A 17,690-nucleotide genomic window follows, 5' to 3' on the forward strand; every position below is an offset into this window, starting at 1 on the left:
GCTGACCGCATAGAGGCGGTTGTAAGCAACCTCCGGAGCTGGCGCGTGCCGAAATCTCCGAGAGGTTTTAGCTTCAGCATGTCTATTGACACTGCCGACCGTTCCGCCATGCCCTTCGACAGCAACGACACCACCGACGTCATCGACGAGGCCGTCATCGAGGAGCACACCGCTCCCGAGGCCGTCGAGGCCGAGGCGCCCGGGACCACCTTCGGCGACCTGGGCCTGGCCGAGGCCATCGTCCGCAAGCTGGCGCAGAACGGTGTCACCACCCCCTTCCCGATCCAGGCCGCGACCATCCCGGACGCCCTGGCCGGCAAGGACATCCTCGGCCGCGGCCGCACCGGCTCCGGCAAGACGCTCTCGTTCGGCCTGCCGCTGCTCACGCAGCTCTCCGGCGGCCACACCGAACGCAAGCGTCCGCGCGGTGTGATCCTCACCCCGACCCGCGAGCTGGCGATGCAGGTCGCCGACGCCCTGCAGCCGTACGGCGACGTGCTCGGCCTGAAGATGAAGGTCGTCTGCGGCGGTACGTCGATGCAGAACCAGATCTACGCCCTGGAGCGCGGCGTCGACATCCTCGTCGCCACCCCGGGCCGGCTGCGCGACCTGATCGACCGCGGCGCCTGCGCGCTGGACCAGGTGCAGATCGCCGTCCTCGACGAGGCCGACCAGATGGCCGACATGGGCTTCCTGCCCGAGGTCACCGAGATCCTCGACCTGGTTCCCAAGGGCGGTCAGCGGCTGCTGTTCTCCGCCACGCTGGAGAACGAGATCGACACGCTGGTCAAGCGCTACCTGAAGGACCCGGTCACGCACGAGGTCGACCCCTCGGCGGGCGCGGTCACCACCATGACCCACCACGTGCTGATCGTGAAGCCCAAGGACAAGGCGCCGGTCACCGCGGCCATCGCCGCCCGCAAGGGCCGCACCATCATCTTCGTCCGCACCCAGATGGGCGCGGACCGCGTCGCCGAGCAGCTGCGCGAGTCGGGCGTCAAGGCCGACGCCTTGCACGGCGGTATGACCCAGGGCGCGCGCACCCGCACGCTGGCCGACTTCAAGGACGGTTACGTCAACGTCCTGGTCGCCACGGACGTCGCGGCGCGCGGCATCCACGTCGACGGCATCGGCCTGGTGCTGAACGTGGACCCGGCCGCCGACCACAAGGACTACCTGCACCGCTCGGGCCGCACCGCCCGCGCGGGCGAGTCCGGCACGGTCGTCTCCCTGGCCCTGCCGCACCAGCGCAAGCAGATCTTCCGGCTGATGGAGGACGCGGGCGTCGACGCCTCGCGCCACATCGTCGGCGGCGCCGGCGCGTTCGACGAGGACGTCGCCAAGATCACCGGCGCCCGTTCGCTGACCGAGGTCCAGGCGGACGCGGCCGGCAACGCCGCCCAGCAGGCCGAGCGTGAGGTCGCCGACCTCACCAAGTCCCTGGAGCGCGCGCAGCGTCGGGCCGCCGAACTGCGCGACGAGGCCGACCGCCTCACCGCCCGCGCCGCCCGCGAGCGCGGTGACGACCCCGAGGCGGCCGTCGCCGCCGCCCAGGCCGAGGCCGCCGAGGCGGTCGCCGCCGCTGCCGCCGTCCCGGCGCAGGCCGAGGCCCCCGCCGAGCCGGCCGAGCAGCGCACCTTCCAGCGCCGCGACGACCGGGGCAACTACGAGCGCCGCCGCGACGACCGCCCGTCGTACGGCAACCGTGACCGCGACCGCGGTTACGAGCGCCGCGACGACCGTCGTGACGACCGCCCGTCCTACGGCAACCGCGACCGCCGCGACGACCGCCCGGCCCGCCCGTCCCACGACCGCCGCGACGACCGTCCGTCCTACGGCAACCGTGACCGCCGCGACGACCGTCCCGCGTACGGCAACCGCGACCGTCGTGACGACCGCCCGTCGTACAACAGCCGTGACCGCCGCGACGACCGCCCGGCCCGCCCGTCCTACGAGCGCCGTGACGACCGCCCCGCCTACAACCGCGACGAGCGCCCGGCGGCCCGCTCCTACGACCGTCCGTTCAACCGCGACCGTCGTGACGACCGCCCGTCGTCCTTCGGCCGCGACCGCGACAACAACGACCGCCGTCCGTACGGCCGTCGTGACGACCACCGCCCCGGCACCACCGGTACCGGCACGGGAACCGGCTCCTTCGGCCGTCGTGACGACAAGCCGCGCTGGAAGCGCAACGGCTGACGCCGTGTGAACCGCGCCTGAACGTAGAGGGGCCCGGCAGGTGGACACCACCTGTCGGGCCCCTTCGCGTTGCCACCTGGGCTTCCGGGGCCTGAGAGGCGGCTGTTAGGGTCCGTGGTAATTGCGTGGGGGGTACAAGCCGGGGGGCTTGGGGGATTCCGCGGCGCCGGACGCCGCGACACCAGTGACCGCTGTGCCGCTCCGCTTCTTCGTGACTTCCAGGAGGAACGGGTGGCCAGACGTGCCCTCGTCCGTGGCGGCGCGGCCGCCGTCACCGCAGTCGCCACCGCCGTGGCCCTCGGTTCGCTCATGCCCCTGGCGGCCGCCGATCCCGTCGGATCCGCGGAAACGGTCTTCCAGGCGGATCGCTACTACCCGCGTTCGGACAGCCTGCTGAGCGCGGGCCCGACGGGGTACCTGCACATCCAGGAGGGCCGTGAGGGCCTTCTGTGGACGCGCTATGACACGGGCGCGACGACGGAATTGGGGCAGTGGGCGGAGGGTTCTTCCGCGGCTTTTCTCGGCTCGTCCTCGGACATCGTGGTCGAGCACGTCACGTCCCCCGACGAGGCCGTGGTCCTCCATGACATGGCCGCCGGCACCACCACTGAGGTGCCGATCACCGGGGGCTCCTACCTCGGCGCCTTCGGCGGCCACGTGCTCGGCCAGGTCAGTGAGGCCGGCGGCAGCAGGGCACTGCGGGTGTACGGCGGCGACGCGCCCGCCGAGGGCAGGCCGGTCGCCGGGTGGCCGTCCGGTGTCACGTCCCTCCCCGTGGTCCTGGGCGGCGACGAAGGTACGGCCGTCGTCCGGTACCTTCAGGCCCGCTCCTACCATCTGGCGCTGGTGGACCTCGTCGCCGGTAAGGTCACCCGTGATCTGGCCCTTTCCGCCATGCCGACCGCCGTGGCGCTGAGCGACGACCGGTTCGCCTGGTTCACTGCCGGGAACACGGCTCATGTCCTGTGGCGGAACGACTTGACGGCACCCGAGAAGCCGGTGGGGTTGCCCGGTACCTCGGGCGTCCCGTTCCTCGGGCTTTCGGGCGACTGGCTGATCGTGGCGCGTTCCTACGACGGTCACGGGGACATGGCGGACGCCTCCGGCCAGCCGCTGCGCGCCGTGCCTCTTTCCGGCGGCGATCCGGTGACCGTGCTGCGTCACGCGGGCACCGGGTTGGTCCCCCTTCCGGACGGCGGTCTTCTGGTGGCGGGAGGAGCGGACTCGGCCCATTGGGCGGTGCGCAAGCTGACCGCCAAGGGTGCGGCAGCACCGGAGACCACCGAGGTGACCGCCCTCGCTCCCGTGGCCGCGAGGATCAATCGCCTCTTGCTCGCCAACGGCACCCTGGCCACGGACGAGGAGGACAGCAGCTTCATGGCCGAAGACGTCGTCCGTCGCGTCAGCGGGGACGGGTCGCTCTCGGTGAGTGCCCCGGTCCTGAGGGACTGGTCGTTTCCGGACTCCGACGGCCCGGTTGCCACCGGGGACGGCCGTGCGGTCCGGGTCACCGACGATCCGTGGGGTGATCCCGGTTCCTCTGTGCAGTCGATCGACGAGGACGACGACGCCGGTTTCTTCTACACCTACTCCGGTTCCGCGACTCTCGTCGACGTCTCGGGCCGCTACGCGGTCGTCAACGGCACGTCGCCCACCAAGCAAGTCGTCGGCGACCTCGCTGTCCACAGCAACCTTCGGCCGATCCTCACGCGCCCGGTCACCGCGGTCGCGGTCTGGGGCAGCAAGCTGTGGAAGCCCGCGGCGGCGAAAGGCAGCGTCAACTCCTACGACCTGAAGACGAAGAAGACCTCCGCCGACATCGCCCTCGGCTCCGGCTGCGTCCCCCAGGAACTGCAGGCCGTAAGCCGCTGGCTGTACTGGTCCTGCGGTCCCACGGCCAAGGCGGGTGTGTGGGACCTGACGGCGAGGAAGAACATCCCGGTCCCGTCCGGCGAGGCGCTGCTCGGCGACGGATACCTCGTCCGTCACGACCGGGCCGCGGGCGAGCTGCTGCTGACCGACTTCCACAAGGGCGGGGGGACGGCGGCGGTCACGGCCGCCTTCGCCGATCTGCCGGCCGGCGATCCGCAGGCGGATCGCCGGATCACGTGGACCGTCGACAAGTACGCCGGCAACGTGGCCTACGTGGATTCCGCCCAACGCATCCACATCAAGCCGGTCACCGTGCCGCGTTCCCCCGTCGCCCTCCTCGATTCGCGGGCGGACACCTTCACGAACCTGCGCCTTCCCGACGTGGGCGACAACACCTGGCACGGCACCTGGCTGCTGTCCCGCCCGCCCGTGGCCTGGGCCCTGACCTTCCGGAACCGGGCGGGCAAGGCCGTGCGGACCATTCGCGGCACGGCGCACCAGGGTGCGCAGGTCAGCACCACCTGGAACGGCACTGACGACCATGGCGCGGTGGCGGTCGGGGGCTTCCACACCTGGACGCTGGCCACGGACCCGGGCGACGGCACCGGCTTCCGCACGGTCGCCTCGGGCGCGATGCAACTGGCCGGCGCCAAGAGCGCGTGGCGCGACAGCGACGGCGACGGCATGGGGGAGATGCTGGGCCTGCGGCCGCAGGGCGTGCTGGACTACGACGGCTTCGCGCCCGGCGGGCAGAGCGTCGTGCTGACCAGTTACTCCAAGGGCTGGAACCCCACAAACCGCTTCGTCCCCTTCGGCGACCTCGACGGCGACCGCTGCATGGACACCCTGATGCGCAACACGGCCGGCGAGCTCTACCGCTACAGCGGCCGGTGCAAGGGCCCCATCACCACGACCAGCCCCCGAATCCTGCTGGGGAAGGGTTTCCAGGCCTACAACGTGCTGACCTCGCCCGGAGACCTCACCGGTGACGGCCGCGCGGACCTCATTGCCCGCAGGTCCTCCACCGGCGACATCTACCTCTTCGCCGCGACGAGCAGCGGAAAGCTGGCGGCGGGCAAGCGGATCGCGTCCAAGTGGAGCGTGTTCAAGAAGCTTGTCGGCGTGGGTGATCTCAACGGTGACGGGTTCGGCGACCTGCTGGCGCAGGACAAGTCGAACGAGTTGTGGCGCTTCTCCGGGGACGGCAAGGGCCACTTCAAGCCCCGTGTCCTGCTGGCGAAGAACTGGGGGGCCCAGTACAACGCGGTCGTCGGGGTCGGGGACATCTCGGGCGACGGCAACGCCGACCTGGTCGCCCGCGACAACTCCCACAACCTCTACCGCTACGGCGGGACCGGCAAGGGCACCTTCGGCGGACGCGTGCTGATCTGGTCCGCCATGACGGGCTACGGCGCAGTCTCCTGATGGGGGAGACGATGAGGAACGTGGTCGTGGGGGGCCGCCCTGCCGACGCTCACCGGTTGCGCCGGCGTGGCGGTTCGTCCTCGAACTCCTGGTCCGCCGCCTCGAAGGCGCGCGGCGTGCGGTGTTCCTGACGTACGGGACCGGGCGGTCTCCGTGCCGCTCGGCGACTGACGGAAACGTGGCGGCAACACCCCAGTCGTCCACGGGGCGAATACGGTCAATTTCAGCCAGCGGCCGACGCATGCCGTGCCCCCGGCGAGGGAATCGCTGGGGGCATGACAATTCCAAAAGGAACGGACGCGGCCGAAGGGCCCGCCGCCCCGGTCACCGACGAGGAACGCCTCGCCCAGCTGGGCTACACGCAGGTACTGGCCCGCCGCATGTCCGCGTTCTCCAACTTCGCGGTCTCCTTCACGATCATCTCGGTGCTCTCCGGCTGCCTGACGCTCTACGCGTTCGGCATGAACACCGGCGGCCCCGCGGTCATCACCTGGGGCTGGGTCGGCGTGGGGCTGATGACCCTGGTCGTCGGTCTGGCCATGGCCGAGATCTGCTCCGCCTACCCGACCTCCGCGGGCCTGTACTACTGGGCCCACAAGCTCGCCCCGGCGCGCAGCGCCGCCGCCTGGGCGTGGTTCGCGGGCTGGTTCAACGTGCTGGGCCAGGTCGCCGTGACCGCGGGCATCGACTTCGGTGCGGCGAGCTTCCTCAACGCGTACCTGGACCTGCAGTTCGGATTCGCCAGCACCCCCGGCCACACCATCGTGCTGTTCGCGGCGATCCTGCTGCTGCACGGGCTGCTCAACACCTTCGGCGTGCGCGTCGTCGCGCTCCTCAACGACATCAGCGTCTGGTGGCACGTGCTCGGCGTCGCACTGATCGTCGGCGTGCTCGCCCTCGTGCCCGACCGGCACCAGTCGACCTCGTTCGTCTTCACGCACTTCGTCAACAACACCGGCTGGGGCAGCGGCGTGTACGTCGTGCTGCTGGGCCTGCTCATGGCGCAGTACACCTTCACCGGCTACGACGCCTCCGCCCACATGACCGAGGAGACCCACGACGCGGCCACCGCCGGCCCGCGCGGCATCGTCCGCTCCATCTGGATCTCGTGGATCGCCGGCTTCGTGCTGCTGCTCGGCTTCACGTACGCCATCCAGTCGTACGACAAGACCCTCGGCACGGCCACCGGTGTGCCGCCCGCCCAGATCCTCATCGACGGCGCCGGCGCGGTCGGGGGCAAGCTGCTGCTGCTCGTCGTCATAGGCGCCCAGCTCTTCTGCGGCATGGCCTCCGTCACCGCCAACAGCCGCATGATCTACGCCTTCTCGCGCGACGGAGCCCTGCCCTTCTCCGCCACCTGGCGGCGCATCAACCCCCGCACCAAGACCCCTACGAACGCGGTCTGGCTCGCCGCCCTGGGCGCACTCGTCCTCGGCCTGCCCTACCTGATCAACCTCACCGCGTACGCCGCCGTGACGTCCATCGCCGTCATCGGCCTGTACATCGCGTACGTCATCCCCACGCTGCTGCGCATCCGCAAGGGCGACGCCTTCGACCGCGGACCCTGGCACCTGGGCCGCTGGTCCCGGCCCATCGGCGTCGTCGCCGTCGTGTGGGTGGGCTTCATCACGGTCCTGTTCATGCTCCCCCAGGTGAGTCCCGTCACCGTCGACACCTTCAACTACGCGCCCATCGCCGTCCTGGTCGTGCTCGGTTTCGCCGCCGCCTGGTGGTTCGCGTCCGCCCGGCACTGGTTCCTCCGCGACCACGCTCCGGCCCCCACGGACACCCCGGGCTGACGCCGCCGGCGGTCGTCGTCGTCCCCTCCGCGACGGCGACCGCGTCCAACAGGCCCAATGCGCTCGGAGCGACGGCCGACGTCCGGCTATGCTGCGGTGTGCGGGCCGTTAGCTCAATTGGCAGAGCAGTGGACTTTTAATCCATTGGTTGTGGGTTCGAGTCCCACACGGCCTACCCGCAGGCGGTTGGTCTCGCCACCGCTGTCCTGCGTGAATGCGGCCCCACCGGTTCCGACCGGTGGGGCCGCAGCCCGTTCGCGGGGCGCGGGGACCGAGGGCCGGCCCGCTGCCGGCCCGGGAGTCCGGCGATCACGTCCCGCCCGCCGGGCGTCGAATCCCCCGGGACAGCCTGCCTGTTGCGGAGCGGGACGGCCGACTGTGCCTCAGATCACGCGCGGGTGCCGGTCCTCGTGCGGGGCCGGTCCTCTCCGCGGGTGAGCCGGACTCAGACCGCGGACGGCTGTCCCGCGGCCTGGGCGGGTCGCTTGCCCAGGTTCTGCCAGCCGACAGCGCCGAGCACGGGGAAGAGGATCAGGACGGCCAGCCAGCCCGCCTTGGGCAGTATGCGGATGCGCGCCTCGGGCGTCCTGATGCAGTCGACCACAGCGGACACGTACAGCGCCGCGACTATCAGGTAGATCGCGTAGACCAGCAGCGACGACATCCGGCCACCTCGTTTGCCAGGGGCACGTGCCCGCCTGTGTGCGGCACGGTCCGGCCTCACCCGCAAACCATGGTACGGGCGTGCGAAAGCGCGCTCGAGGCGGACGCAGCGGTCCTGCGTCACAGCCAGACGCCCGGCCCCGCTCCGCGCCGGCCGAAGAGGGCCTCGCGGCGCAGGGACCCCGGCAGATCGATCGGGCTGTGGGCGATGCCGAGGATCGTGCCGTCGATGCGGACGCGGCGGCCCCCGGTGCCCGTCGGCGGGCAGCCGGCCACTCGGCATGCCACCTGGCCGGGATGACCCGGGGCAGGAACGGTCGCATCCTGGAAGTGCGGCCCCGCTCGCACACCCCGGCAGGCACTTGCCCGCGCGGCGGGGTCGCCCGGGGAAGCGGTCCGGCGCGGCTCTCATCCTCCACGCTGGGGCCGTGCCGGACGCCGTCACCCATTGAGCGTGCCACGCGCGCGCCTGCGGCCAAGGCGGGGCAGGATGGCGGTGCGAGCCCGAGGGCCACGGTCCGGAACCCGCCAGGTCCTCGCGCCATTGGTCGGCCCCCGTCGCGGCGAAGCGGCGGGGGCCGAGGTCCGTCCGACAAGTGCGGGCACCCACCGCGGGTGCGCGGTGGGTGCCCGTGCCGTCCGTCCGTGGCCCTCGCCGTCGGGCGCCCGGCAGTCTCAGGACGCGGGGCCCGGCGCCGGCATGGTTCGGTTCGACCAGGTGCGCGCCCGCGACGCCGGGGCCCGCTGGACGCGGGTTGCCCCCCGCTGACCTGCGGCGAGTGCGTGGCCACCGGGCGCCGGCCTCCCCGACGTGCTCGGCGAGCCGCGCCCCCGCCCCAGAAGCACGGCCTTCACCGTTTCCGCCAGAAGTGGCGATCCCGCGGTGCTGCCGTGCGCACCTGCTTGCCCGGCGCGGGGCCGGACAAGAGCCAGGGCAGCAGAGCCCAGTCCTGGAGGTGCAGCCATGAACACCGCAGACGCCCGCGCCCTCCTTGGCGGAGGGGGTGCCGAAACCGTCCGGGCCCCGGCCCGCCGCGCGATCGGGACCGCACCGCCGTCACCTGAACTGCTGGCGCGACTGCGCCGCGTTTTCCTGGGCCCGCCGTCAGCGGCGGATCCCAAGCGATGAGCGCTCCCGCCGTCGAGCGGTTGAAGGGGTGACGACGTGACTCGAGTGGCCCTACCGTTCCCCCATGAGAACCGTGCTCTGGACGCTGGCCGGACTCTTCTTCGGAGCTCTCGCCGTGTCCAGCTTGGTCGAGATCGTCACCGGGTTCCGGAGCGGGTTCGGTGACGTGGTCATCGGTGCCGGGCACCTGATCCTCAGCGGTTTGGCCGTGGGCCACGCCATAGGCAAGGCATGGAAGGGCCATGCCGCCCCGAATCGGTGACCCCGGCATCTGGCGGACGGCGGCCGCCCGGGTCAGGACGCGTAGCGGGTCACGTCGGTCACCCGGCACGTCACCTTCCCCGTGGCCTCCGCCGTGCCCTGCGCCTCCTCCTCCGCGATCTGGCCGGGGCGCAGGTTGTTCGTCGCGGCGAAACCCTCGCTGATCCGCGTGCCCTTCGCGTCGACGAACTCGACCTGCACCATGTAGTTCGACGTCTTCGAACTGCGGTTGGTGATGGTGAGCTTCGCGCTCGGCCACGTGGTGAAGGCCTCGATCTCGCACGCGGTGAGTCTCACGTCGCCAGTCGGGCCTGCCGCCGCCTCCCGCGCGCCGTCGTCTCCGTGCGTCGCGGGCGCGTCGGCCGACGCCATGCCCGCCCCCGGCTTGGGGTCGTCACCCCCGCCCCCGCCCCCGCCCCCGCTCGCCGCGACCGCGATGATCGCGAAGAGGACGGAGAGCAGCACGATGCCGAGGCATCCGAAGCCGACGATCTTCCCCGCGCCGGACTTCCTCGGGGCCGGGGCCGGGGCCGGCGGCGGCGCGCCCCATCCGGGCTGCGGAGGTCCGGACGGCGGCGGGTACTGAGGTTGCGACATGGCGTCCCCCTGAGTCATGGTGCGTGTGGGTGCAAACGTGGCAGAGCGGCGTATGACGGGGCATGCCACCACGAACTCCGTGACGCGGCCGTGACCGTATGGGGACGGATCGCTCATTGTTGGGCGTACGAGACGGATCACCCGCCGTACGCCGGTCAGTTGGAAGCGGACGGCCGGGCCGCTGGGCGCGGGTCCAGGGCGCGGGGCGGGGCTCCGTAACGGATGGGGCGTGTGCGCCGGAGTACGGCGCGCCCGTATCGTGGGGCACCGCGAGCGCCGCCGCGCGGCTCGTCCCGCGGCGCTCGCGCCGCCGACGCCCATCGCACTTGCCAGGAACCGGACCTCATATGACCGCACCCTCCTTGCACAGCTCCGCCGACCTCGCCTCCCTCAGCCCCGAACTCCGGGACGACCTGCGCGGCTACGCGGACCTCGGCGGTTTCACGCTGACCGCCGCCACCCACGCCTGGTACGCCGCCGCGGAGACCGTCGGCGGCCCCGAGGAGGCGCGCGCCGCCTCCACCGTTCTCACGGAACTGCGTGTCCGTGACCTGCCCGCGGTCACCAAGGCCGCGAGCCGCATCGGCGAGGGCACGGACTTCGTCGCCCCCGGCACCGTGGAGGAGACCGAACGGATCGTCGCGCTGCTGCTGCGCGTGCGGTCCACGCTGCGGACGCTGAGCCCCGAGGCGTACGGGCTGTCCGACGAGGACCTCGACGAACTGATCGCCGCCACCGCGAACGGCGCGTGGCGGCGCGAGCGCGGCCTCAAGGTGTCCTGGCTGCGCCGCCGCGCCCCCGGCAAGCGGGCCCGTGCCCTCGCTGCCGGCCGGGCCCGGCGCGACGCCCTCCACGCCGCGCTGACCGCCACCTCCGCCGACCGCGCCGAATGGGCCGCGCTCGAGGTCCCCGGCCGCCCGACCCTCCCGGCCGACGCGGACTTCCTCGACGAGGGCGCCCGCGCATCGCAGGCGGCCGTCGAGGGCCTGCGCGAACTCGGCCGCCTTCTGGGGGCTGAGGGCGACCTCGCGGCCCTCCCGTTCACGGAGCTGACCGAACTCCTCGATCGCCTCGCCGCGGACGAGGGCACACTCTTCCGCCTCCCCACCCTCCGCGCCACCCGTGACCGCCTCACCGAGGGCGGCCTCACCAATCTCCTCGCGGACCTCACGGAGCACCGCACGGACTCCGCCGCCCTTGCGGCCCTCCTGGGCGAGACCGCGGCCACCGGTACGGCGTCCGTGCCCGCGCCCCGGTCGTCGGCGGACCCGGCCGTCGAGTCCGGTGTCGAGGCGGAGCCTGCTGCCGACGAGCCGGTCGTCGCGCCCGTGGCCGACGTCGAGGTGGTCGAACCGCGGTCGCAGGTGAGCGTGGAAGCGGAGCCGGAGCCGGAGCCGGATGCCGCTGTCCCTGCGGTAGCTGAGCCGGAAGCGGCTGTCGAGCCCGAGTCGGCGGCCGAGGCTGCCATGGTTCCGGCGGAAGGTGAGCACGAGCCCGAGCCCGAGCCCGAGCACGAGCACGTGGCGGAGGCCCCCGCGCCGGAGCCTGAGGTTGTCGCGGAGTCGGAGCCCGTGGCCCCGGCGGAGGTTGAGGCCGAGCCTGAGCCGGAGGCCCTGACGCCTGCGGAGCCCGGGGCTCCCGTGGTTCCGGCGGATGTTGAGCCCGAGCACGAGCCCGTGGCGGAGGCCCCCGCGCCGGAACCCGAGGCTGTTGCGGAGTCGGAGCCCGTCGCTCCGGCGGAGGTTGAGGCCGAGCCCGTGGCGGATGCCGCTGTCCCTGCGGCAGGTGAGCCGGAAGCGGCTGTCGAGCCCGAGCCGGCGGCCGAGGCGGTATCCGAGCCCGAGCCCCAGCCCGTGGCTGCTGCTGAGCCCGCCGCCGAGGCGGTGGCGTCGGAGCCCGAGGCCGAGGTGGCAGCCCCGGCCGAGCCGGAGACCCTGACCCCTGCCGAGCCCGAGCCGGCGGCCGAGGCTCCCCCGGCTCCGGCGGAAGTTGAGCCCCGGCCCGCCCCCGCGCAGCCGGTGGCGGAAGCCCCGGAGCCCGAGGCGGCGGCCGCGGAAGCGGTCGAAGCGGTCCGGTCCGAGGCGCCCGAGGAGCCCGGCGCGGGGCGGCCGGCGAAGCCGGCGATCGTGGCCGGGAAGGCCGTGACGGCGTACGCGCCGGAGGAACTGGCCGCGCTCGTGCGGTGGATCGACACGGACGGCGTGAAGCGCACGGACGACGAGTTGCTGCGCGCGGCGATGAAGGAGCTCGGGTTCGCCCGGCTCGGGCCGCGCATCAAGGAGGCGCTGGGCGCGGCGGTCGCCACAGCGCGGGCCTGACCGCGCCGCGAAGGCGGGACACGGCGGCGCATGCCGCTCCGTGGGGGCACTTTCCAGCCAGGGAAGTGCCCCCACGGGCGTTTTCCGGACGGGGCGCGCGCCACGTGCGTGCCTTCGTCGCACACACATCCGTGCGATGTACGTTCCCCTGGGGGCAGAGCCGAGGACCGCGGGAAGAAGCACGCCCCGACCCGCGCGGGGGGACCCATGAGCAGAGACCGCCGTAATCCGCCGGAGCGTCCGGGGGCGGCGGCGAGGCAGCCGTCGCGCCCGGTGGGCGTGGCGACCGCGCGCCGTCTCGTGTCGCGGATGCGCCCGGCGTACCCGCGTCCGGGGCGGACGGGGCCGCGCCGCTGGGTGCCGTCGTGGCGGCAGGTGCTGGGGCTGGTGCTCCTCGGCCTGTCAGGGGTCTCCACCGTGGTGGGCGTGGCCTATGCGGCCACCGACATCCCCGAGCACCTCAACGACTTCGCCACGCAGCAGGACAACGTCTACTTCTGGGCCGACGGCTCCGAGATGGCGAGGACCGGCCCGGTCAACCGCCAGGACATGCCGCTCGACAAGATCCCGGAGAAGGTGCAGTGGGCCGTGCTGTCCGCGGAGAACGCCACCTTCTACTCCGACTCGGGTGTGTCGATGAGCGGTATCGGCCGCGCGGCGCTGAACATGGCGGGCGGCGGTGACACGCAGGGCGGCTCCACGATCACCCAGCAGTACGTGAAGAACGCCTATCTGAACCAGAACCAGACGTTCACCCGCAAGTTCTCCGAGATGTTCATCGCGATCAAGCTCGACAACAAGATGGGCAAGAAGGAGATCCTGCAGCGGTATCTGAACACCAGCTGGTTCGGCCGCGGCGCCTACGGCATCGAGCGGGCCTCCTGGGCGTACTACGGCAAGGACGCGTCGGAACTGACCCCGAGCGAGGGCGCGTTCATCGCCTCCCTGCTCAAGGGCGCCGGCCTCTACGACCCGGCGGTGAGCAGGGCCAATCACCGGCGTGCCGTGGAGCGGTGGGGCTGGGTCCTGGACCGGATGGTGGCCACCGGTCATCTGTCGCAGCGGGAACGCGCGGCGTACCGCACCTTCCCCGAGCCGCACGACCCGCCCAAGTCGGCCGGTCTGGACGGTCAGACGGGCTACCTCGTGGACACGGCGCGGGCGTACGTCAGCGCCCACTCGCCCATCTCGGACAAGGAGTTCGACCTCGGCGGGTACCAGGTCCACACCACCTTCGAGAAGCCGAGGGTGGCCGCCATGGCGGGCGCGGTGAAGAAGGAGCTGAAGGGCGTCCGGGGCACGGCCGGCGTGCGGGCCGGGGCGGCGTCGGTGAGTACCGGCGGGCGCATCCTCGCGCTGTACGGGGGACCGGGTTATGTGGAGCAGGGCTTCAACGACGCCAACATCACGATCGTCCCCGCGGGCACGACCTTCCTGCCCTTCGTGCTGGCCTCGGGCATGGAGAACGGCGTCCTGAAGCAGCGAGGCGAGCCCCGTACGCCGGTCGACGGTTCGACCCTCTACGACGGCGACGACAAGGTGGCGATCCGCACCCCTGAAGGGCCGTACTGGGACCGGGGCGGCCGGGTGGTCAAGGGCGCCAACGACGGGGGCCGGTCCTGGGGGCAGATCTCCCTGCGGGACGCGCTGGCCGAGTCCGTCAACGCCCCCTTCATGCAGCTCGGCATGGACGTGGGGCTGGACCGGGTGACGGCGACCGCGACCCGCGCGGGCCTGCGGCCCGCCGGCATGGGGGCGCGGGTGCCCGCGTTCTCGCTCGGCAACTCCACTCCGAGCCCGATCCGCCTGGCGAGCGCGTACGGGACCTTCGCCGACCGCGGTGTCCACGTCGAGCCGTTCTCCGTGGACCGGATCGACCGGCACGGCGCGACGGTCTTCCACCAGGAGGTGAAGGGCACGCGCGTGATGGCGGCCGCGACCGCGGCCACCGTGACCGAGGGGTTGCGCGACTCGGTCGAGCACGGCGCGGGGCGCGCCGCCGCGGCGGCCGGGCCGGGTGCCGCGGGGAAGCCGGGTGTCGCGGAGGACGAGGTGATCGGCGCCCCCGTCGCGTCCTGGTTCGCGGGTTACCGCGGCGAGGTGTCGACGGCGGTGGCGTTCTTCCGGGTGGACCCGAAGAAGCAGGAACTGGTCGCGCTGAAGGGTCCGGGGGTCTCCGGGATCAGCCCGACGCGGGTCTGGACGCGGGTCATGTCCTCCAGGGGGTGAGCCCACGGGGACCCGGGGCCGGACGGGGGACCCCGCGCGTCACTTGAGGTACGTCGTCCAGTCCGGTGCCTGGGCGGGGTCCAGGAGCCGCAGTTTGTACAGCACCTCGGGGTCCTGCGCGTCCATCCAGTCCGCGAGCTCCTTGAAGGAGACGCAGCGCACGTCCTTGCGGACGCAGACGTCGCGCATGACGTCCTCGACGGCCTTCATGTACGCCCGGCCGTTCCAGGTCTCGAAGTGGTTGCCTATGAACAGCGGGGCCCGGCTGCCGTTGTACACACGCTGGAAGCCGTTGAGGTAGCCCCGGCGGGTCTTCTCCTCCCACTCCGGGTACTCGGCCGGGTCGCCCTCGGTGCTGTCGCCGGACTGGTTGGCGAGGAAGTTGAAGTCCATGGACAGCACCTGGAAGTCGCTGTCGGCGTAGGGCACCAGCTGCAGCGGGAAGTCCCAGATGCCGTTCTTCTTCGCGGGCCATATCTGGAAGTCGCCGGGGGAGCTGGCGTCGTACCGCCAGCCGAAGGACTTCGCGGCCTTCAGCAGGTTCTTCTGGCCCTCAAGGCAGGGGGCGCGGCCGCCGGCGAGGTCCTTGGCGTAGTCGAAGGGGAGCGGGGCGATGTCCTTGTAACCGGTGTTGGTCTTCCAGCGCTCCACGAAGGAGTAGGCCTGCCTGATCTCGCTCTTCCACTCCTCGACGCTCCAGTCGCCGCCGCCCTTGGCGCCGCAGAAGTGCCCGTTGAAGTGGGTGCCGATCTCGTCGCCGTCCTCCCAGGCACCGCGCAGCTGCTCCAGGGTCTGCCGGATGTGCTCGTCGGTGGGGAAGGAGATGGCGGCGCTGCCGACGCCGTGCTGCGGAGGGTGGTACAGCGCCCGCTTCGACTCGGGTACCAGGTAGATGCCGGTGAGGAAGAAGCTCATGTGGGCGTGGGTGTCCTGGGCCACCCTCCGGAAGTGGGAGAAGAGGTGGTCCTGGTTCTGCAGGGCGCCGTCCCAGGAGAAGACGACGAACTGCGGCGGTTTCTCGCCGGGTTCGAGCTTCTCGGGCTTGAGCTGGCCGGGCTGCGGGCCGGTGTAGGCGGTGGAGCCGTCGCCGATCACCCGGGTCCTGCCGTCCCAGGGCTTCACGGTCTTCTTGGCGCGGTCCTTCTTGGCGCGGTCCTTGATGCCGTGGATCGTGGGGTACTCCGCCGCGCCCGCGGGCGACGTGCCGCCGCCGGTGTCCGGCCCCCGGCTCACCCCGGACAGCCCGACCAACAGCGCCGCGACGGTCCCCACAGCCGTGAGCACGGCCGTGCCGCGTCCGGTTTTCGCCATGCCAGCACGACCGCCTCACGCCCCGAACCCCACGCCCCCAAGAGCCCTACGCCTTACTGACTACGCGTAGGGGTCGAGAGGTTGCGTCACACGGGTCACCTTCTTCGCGTCGAGGGCGGGGATCGCGTCCTCCCGCCCGGTCTGCCCGTTGGGGTGCCATGTGCCCTCGACCCGCAGCCAGGTGTCCGCCGCGGGCGCCGAGGTGGTGCCGCGGATCAGGACCTTGTGCGTGAGGGCGTCCGCGGCGCAGCAGCTGATGGTCAGCCGGGTCAGGTACCAGCCGCCGCCCTTGGCCGGGGTCGCGAAGCCGGTGAGCACCACCCGCCGTCCGGCCAGCGACCCGGAGTCGTCCCACACCGCCCGCACGGTGAAGTCGGCCAGGGTCATCGTCAGCGGGTCCGTCGCGGGGAGCGGGGGGAAGGCGGCGTTGCCGGCGCGCGACGGCTCGACGGCGGTGCTCTCCGAGCGCTGCGCGGTGTACGAGCCCAGGGCGGGCGGCGCGATGAGGAGGACGGCCAGTACGGGAAGGGTCAGCAGCCACGCGCTACGGGGTCCGACCTGCGCGTGGTCCCGCGCCGGCCCCTGTTCCGGTGTCCCCCCGTCCTGCCCGCCGTCCGCACCGGCGCCCGGGGCGGCCCGGCCGCGCAGCTGCGCGTGGAGGGCCAGGACCACACCCGTCACCCCGAGGGCGACCAGCAGCAGACCGGAGGCGATCAGGTACGGCCGCATGGACTCCCGTACGTACCGCAGGTAGGAGGTGCCGAGCAGGGAGATGCGCAGCACGCACGCGCCGAAGAGGACGAGCAGCAGGGCTCTGGTCTCGCGCGTCACAGCAGCCACCACCCCACGAGCGACGCCATCACTACTCCCGTCACCAAGGTGGCCGCCGAGAAGCGCCACGCGAAATCACGACCGAAGGTGCCCGTTTGCAGGGCGAAGAGCTTCACGTCGACCATCGGGCCGACGACCATGAAGGCCAGCCGGGCCGTCATGGGGAAGGCGGTCAGGCTCGCCGCGACAAAGGCGTCGGCCTCGGAGCAGACCGCGAGCAGCACCGCGAGCACCGCCATGACGAGGACGGAGACCACGGGCACCCCGCCGAGGCCTTCCAGGAAGCCGCGCGGCACCAGCACATTGAGCGTGGCTGCGGTCAGCCCGCCGACCACGAGCCAGCCGCCCGCGTGCAGGAAGTCGTGCTCCAGGGTCTCCCGGTACCGCTGCCGACGGCTCTCCCGCCCGGTGCCGCCCGGCAGTTCACCACGGGCCTTCGGGCGCAGCCATTCCGGCCGTCCGAAGCGGGCCCACAGCCAGCCCATGGCAGCGGCCGTTGCCAGGGAGGCGGCGAAGCGCGCGAGGACCACCATGGGCCGGCCCGGGAAGGCGACCGCGGTCGCCGTGAGCACGACGGGGTTCACGGCGGGCGCCGACAGCAGGAAGGCGAGCGCCGCCGAGGGCGCCACCCCGCGGGCCATCAGCCGCCCGGCGACGGGTACCGAGGCGCACTCGCAGCCCGGCAGCACCGCCCCGGCGACCCCGGCCAAGGGCACCGCGAGCGCCTCCCGCTTCGGTAACGCCCGCTCCAGGAAGGAGGCCGGCACGTAGACGGCGATGGCGGCCGAGATCACGGTGCCCAGCACCAGGAACGGCAGCGCCTGCACGCAGACGGCCAGGAAGACCGAGGCCCAGGCGCGCAGCCAGGGCGCGTCGAGGCGGCCGGCCAGCGGGCCCTGGGCGGCCAGCACCAGGAGCATGCCGCCGACGAGCAGTTCGAGATCGCGGGCGTGGGGTCTCCTCCGTCGTCGGCGGTCCCGGCGCGGCTGCCGGTCCCGCTCGGTCCGGAGGGCTCCTCCTCCGCCCGCGTGCTCCGTCGGGATCATCGTCAAGGTG

General features: G+C 72.3%; 12 protein-coding genes and 1 tRNA gene. 7 read left to right on the top strand and 6 right to left on the bottom strand.

The window, feature by feature from the left end:
- Positions 1-78 precede the first annotated feature (78 nt).
- The 4 genes from ACIP98_RS01740 (at position 79) to ACIP98_RS01755 (ending at position 7,470) form a co-directional block, all read left to right on the top strand.
- Positions 79-2,199: a DEAD/DEAH box helicase gene (locus ACIP98_RS01740; RefSeq protein ID WP_401973166.1), complete on the top strand. Its 2,121-nt coding sequence runs from the start codon at positions 79-81 to the stop codon at positions 2,197-2,199.
- A 231-nt stretch (positions 2,200-2,430) separates the two neighbouring features.
- Positions 2,431-5,496, top strand: a complete 3,066-nt coding sequence (locus ACIP98_RS01745) for an FG-GAP-like repeat-containing protein (RefSeq protein WP_401973167.1) — start codon at positions 2,431-2,433, stop codon at positions 5,494-5,496.
- A gap of 275 nt (positions 5,497-5,771) precedes the next feature.
- Positions 5,772-7,295: an amino acid permease gene (locus ACIP98_RS01750; protein WP_319660289.1), complete on the top strand. Its 1,524-nt coding sequence runs from the start codon at positions 5,772-5,774 to the stop codon at positions 7,293-7,295.
- A gap of 102 nt (positions 7,296-7,397) precedes the next feature.
- Positions 7,398-7,470, top strand: a tRNA-Lys gene (locus tag ACIP98_RS01755).
- 270 nt (positions 7,471-7,740) lie between these two features.
- Here the strand turns inward: ACIP98_RS01755 and ACIP98_RS01760 are convergent.
- Complete coding sequence (locus ACIP98_RS01760) at positions 7,741-7,959, bottom strand: PLDc N-terminal domain-containing protein (protein ID WP_319660290.1); 219 nt, start codon at positions 7,957-7,959, stop codon at positions 7,741-7,743.
- A 119-nt stretch (positions 7,960-8,078) separates the two neighbouring features.
- A complete protein-coding gene (locus tag ACIP98_RS01765; RefSeq protein ID WP_401973169.1) occupies positions 8,079-8,246 on the bottom strand; it encodes a hypothetical protein in 168 nt (55 codons plus the stop codon).
- Between the two features lie 905 nt (positions 8,247-9,151).
- Between ACIP98_RS01765 and ACIP98_RS01770 the strand changes: the two genes are divergently transcribed.
- Complete coding sequence (locus ACIP98_RS01770; RefSeq protein WP_401973171.1) at positions 9,152-9,349, top strand: hypothetical protein; 198 nt, start codon at positions 9,152-9,154, stop codon at positions 9,347-9,349.
- Between the two features lie 32 nt (positions 9,350-9,381).
- Here ACIP98_RS01770 and ACIP98_RS01775 read toward each other — a convergent pair whose 3' ends face one another.
- On the bottom strand, positions 9,382-9,945 hold the full coding sequence (locus tag ACIP98_RS01775) for an FxLYD domain-containing protein (protein WP_401973172.1): 564 nt from the start codon (positions 9,943-9,945) through the stop codon (positions 9,382-9,384).
- Positions 9,946-10,292: 347 nt separating this feature from the next.
- Here ACIP98_RS01775 and ACIP98_RS01780 point away from each other — a divergent pair, with 347 nt between their 5' ends.
- Together ACIP98_RS01780 and ACIP98_RS01785 are read left to right on the top strand one after the other, a co-directional pair.
- Entirely contained in the window at positions 10,293-12,263 is a 1,971-nt protein-coding gene (locus tag ACIP98_RS01780; RefSeq protein ID WP_401973174.1) for a hypothetical protein, read from the top strand.
- A 207-nt stretch (positions 12,264-12,470) separates the two neighbouring features.
- Positions 12,471-14,492: a transglycosylase domain-containing protein gene (locus ACIP98_RS01785; protein ID WP_401973176.1), complete on the top strand. Its 2,022-nt coding sequence runs from the start codon at positions 12,471-12,473 to the stop codon at positions 14,490-14,492.
- Between the two features lie 39 nt (positions 14,493-14,531).
- Here ACIP98_RS01785 and ACIP98_RS01790 read toward each other — a convergent pair whose 3' ends face one another.
- Genes ACIP98_RS01790 through ACIP98_RS01800 form a run of 3 tightly spaced genes read right to left on the bottom strand, consistent with a single transcriptional unit; the run spans position 14,532 to position 17,680 of the window.
- Entirely contained in the window at positions 14,532-15,803 is a 1,272-nt protein-coding gene (locus ACIP98_RS01790; RefSeq protein WP_401973178.1) for a hypothetical protein, read from the bottom strand.
- Between the two features lie 60 nt (positions 15,804-15,863).
- A complete protein-coding gene (locus tag ACIP98_RS01795; RefSeq protein ID WP_401973179.1) occupies positions 15,864-16,634 on the bottom strand; it encodes a TIGR03943 family putative permease subunit in 771 nt (256 codons plus the stop codon).
- Positions 16,631-17,680: a permease gene (locus ACIP98_RS01800; RefSeq protein ID WP_401973430.1), complete on the bottom strand. Its 1,050-nt coding sequence runs from the start codon at positions 17,678-17,680 to the stop codon at positions 16,631-16,633. The genes ACIP98_RS01795 and ACIP98_RS01800 overlap by 4 nt, the downstream gene beginning before the upstream one ends.
- Positions 17,681-17,690: the final 10 nt, after the last annotated feature.

The sequence above is a fragment of the Streptomyces sp. NPDC088354 genome, assembly GCF_044753585.1.
Classification (GTDB): Bacteria; Actinomycetota; Actinomycetes; order Streptomycetales; family Streptomycetaceae; genus Actinacidiphila.